This window comes from Pseudomonas brassicae, from assembly GCF_010671725.1.
In the GTDB taxonomy this organism is placed as follows: domain Bacteria; phylum Pseudomonadota; class Gammaproteobacteria; order Pseudomonadales; family Pseudomonadaceae; genus Aquipseudomonas; species Aquipseudomonas brassicae.
Genome location: NZ_JAAHBU010000360.1, coordinates 1 through 2905 on the forward strand (window position 1 = coordinate 1; position 2905 = coordinate 2905).

Sequence of the window (2905 nt, forward strand, 5' to 3'; positions counted from 1 at the left end):
AGCTGGAGGCTGCCGAACAGTGCGCAGACCGCACGCTTGAGGCCTTGCAAGGCAAGATCAAGCGCCGATAGGCCGCGTGTTTGGCGCATATGCGGCCTGTTAGGCGCACGCCGCCTGGGTAACATCGAGTCTTTTGCGCACAGGTCGAGGTACCCATGAACTTTTCCCGATTGCTCACGGCGGTGCGCCTGCAGCCTCAGGCCGTGGTCATCCCTGCCGAGTGGGCCCAGGGGCGTGCCTGCTTCGGCGGGCTCATGGCAGCCCTGCTGTATGAAGCCATGCATGCCAAGGTCGCGCCGGACCGCCCGGTGCGCTCGCTGGCGATCACCTTTGTCGGCCCGGCTGAACCGGGTGTGCCGATCAGCTTCGAGGTGGAGTCGCTGCGTGACGGCAAGGCCGTCAGCTCATTGCTCGGCCGCGCGCTGCAGAACGGCCAGGTGGTAACGCTGATCCAGGGCAGTTTCGGCGCCGGGCGCAGCTCGGTGGTGCACGTGCCGGCGTTGGCGCCCGTCGCGCTCAAGCCTCTGGCCGAGGCCACGCCCGAAATGCCTTACATCAAGGGCGTCACCCCCGAGTTCATTCGCCACCTGGCCTTGCGCTGGGGGATTGGCGGCTTGCCCTACAGCAACACCCAGGCGCGCCAGATGGGCGGCTGGGTGCGCCTGCGCGGCGATGACGTGGTCGAGGAACGGGTGAGCGAGGCGCACCTGTTGGCGCTGGTCGATGCCTGGCCGCCGGCCTTGCTGCCGCACCTGCGCACCCCGGCACCTGGCAGCACGCTGACCTGGACCATCGAGTTCGTGCAGCCGGTGGCCAGCCTGACCACCCTGGACTGGTGCCAGTACTGTGCGCAGATCGACTATGCCCGTGACGGTTACGGGCATGTATCGGCGGCGCTGTGGACGGCTGCCGGCGATTTGCTGGCGATCAGCCGCCAGACCGTCACTGTATTTGGTTGAGGTTCAGTGGCGCTGGTGGTGCACGGCCAGGCCGGCGAGCACGCCGATTACCCCGACGGCCAATGTACCCAGGTCGGTATCGAACAGGCCCACCAGCACCAGCAGCGCGCCGATGACCAGCAGCGGCAGGGCAATCAGTTGCAGCGCCTGGTTGGTGGGCGTGCGCGGGGCATGCTGCCAGTGGGGCAGGTGGAACACAGGCTTGTTCATTACAGGCGTCCTCAGCAACGCAGAAGCGGATAACTGAAGCATAGTGTGGCCCCCTGCGGGGGGCCAATCGCGTCAGGCTATCGGCGCCATAGCTAGAGCTTGAGCTGACCGATGGCCTTGTTCAGCTCGCCGGCCAGGGTGGCCAGTTCGTTGCTGGTGGTGGCCGAGTCGACAGTCTGCTGGACAGTCTCTTCGGTGACGTCGCGGATGCCGACCACGGCGCGGTTCATTTCTTCTGCAACCTGGCTCTGCTGCTCGGCAGCCACCGCAATCTGCGTATTGCTCTCGCGCATCTGCGCTACGGCGCCGGTGATCTGCGCCAGGGCCTCGCCGGCCTCCTGGGCCTGCCTGACGCAATCGTCGGCCTTGAACGAGCTTTCTGTCATGAACTCCACCGCATCGCGGGTGCCGGCTTGCAGGGCCGATACCATGGTGGTGATTTCGTCGGTCGAGCTTTGCACGCGCTTGGCCAGGTTACGCACTTCATCGGCCACCACCGCGAAGCCACGGCCCAGGTCGCCGGCACGTGCGGCCTCGATGGCCGCGTTCAACGCCAGCAGGTTGGTCTGCTCGGCAATGCTGTGGATGACGCTGACCACGCTGTTGATCTTTTGGCTGTCTTCGGCCAGTTGGCGGATCATTTCGGCAGTCTGCTGCACGCCGCTGGACAAGCCCGAGATCGACGACTGCACGCGGCTGACCACCTCTTTGCCACTGCCGGCCAGGGTGTCGGCGCTCTGCGACAGGTCACGGGTCGCGCCGGCATGCTGGGCGATGTGGTAGACGGTGGCAGTCATTTCGTTGATGGCGGTGGCCGCCTGGTCGGTTTCACTTTGCTGGCCGAGCATGCCGTGACGCACCTCGTTCATGCTGGCGGCCAGGCGCGCGGCGCCCGCGTCCAGTTGCGCCGCGGTGCGCGCCACGGTGTTGACGACCCGGTGGTAGGTGGTCTGCATGGCGTTGAAGGCGCTGGCCATCTGGCCAACCTCGTCGCCGCAGGCCAGCGGTACCCGCGCCGACAGGTCACCGGTCTTTTCCACGTGCAGCATCACGTCCTTGAGGGTATTGAGCTGGCTGAGCAAAAAACGGATCAGCAACTGTGAAGCGCACAGCATGGCCAGCATCAGGATCAGTACGCACACCGCATAGTTGACGAAACGGTCCGCGAACACCTGCGCCAGGCTGGCGCCCTGGGCCAGTACCGCGATCTGCTGGCCGTCGCGGCTGATCACCTCGGCGCCAATCAGTGGGTCGGTGCCCAGCAGTGGCAGGCTGTCGAGCGCGACCCAGCCCTTGGCCGATGCCAGCGCGTCCAGCGCCTGGCCCTTGAACGAAGGCGTTTGCCCCGGGTCCAGGTGCAGCCAGTTGGCCGATTGCGGCAAGGCCTGGCCGGCCGGCCAGGCGGCCAGCAGTCGCGCTTGGGCGTATGCCTGCGCCTGGGCCGCGTCGACCCGGGCCCGCTGCTCCAGGTGCACCGCGTACAGCACCACGAACAAGGTGGTGACAAAGGCGACCGCGTTGACCGCCCAGAACTTGTATTTCAGTGAGATATTGCTGAGCCAGGCACCCATGGGTAGGTCTTCTCTGATTGAGCGGAAACAATGTTGGCAAGGTGCCATCATTTTGTCCGACAATTCAGCTCGGAATCTTGATATGCGTCAAGCTATGTCCGGAAGTAGGAAGAATCGCTGAGCGCACTGCGTGGTATGGGCTGAGACTGCCAAGGCAGCACAGGG

3 protein-coding genes are annotated in these 2905 nt (G+C 65.3%); 1 reads left to right on the forward strand and 2 read right to left on the reverse strand.

What is annotated here, in order from left to right; translation table 11 throughout:
- Positions 1–155: 155 nt before the first annotated feature.
- Positions 156–959 (forward strand): acyl-CoA thioesterase, encoded by an 804-nt coding sequence (locus G3436_RS21500; RefSeq protein WP_163949240.1) that lies wholly within the window; start codon positions 156–158, stop codon positions 957–959.
- A 3-nt stretch (positions 960–962) separates the two neighbouring features.
- On the opposite strand, the gene G3436_RS21505 is transcribed toward G3436_RS21500, so the two are convergent.
- Positions 963–1169 (reverse strand): hypothetical protein, encoded by a 207-nt coding sequence (locus G3436_RS21505; protein WP_163949243.1) that lies wholly within the window; start codon positions 1167–1169, stop codon positions 963–965.
- A 92-nt stretch (positions 1170–1261) separates the two neighbouring features.
- On the reverse strand, positions 1262–2740 hold the full coding sequence (locus G3436_RS21510; RefSeq protein WP_163949246.1) for a methyl-accepting chemotaxis protein: 1479 nt from the start codon (positions 2738–2740) through the stop codon (positions 1262–1264).
- Positions 2741–2905 lie beyond the last annotated feature (165 nt).

Coding starts and splice junctions, on each gene's coding strand:
- G3436_RS21500 (WP_163949240.1), top strand. CDS start 156: ATGAACTTTTCCCGATTGCTCACGGCGGTGCGCCTGCAGCCTCAGGCC.
- G3436_RS21505 (WP_163949243.1), bottom strand. CDS start 1,169: ATGAACAAGCCTGTGTTCCACCTGCCCCACTGGCAGCATGCCCCGCGC.
- G3436_RS21510 (WP_163949246.1), bottom strand. CDS start 2,740: ATGGGTGCCTGGCTCAGCAATATCTCACTGAAATACAAGTTCTGGGCG.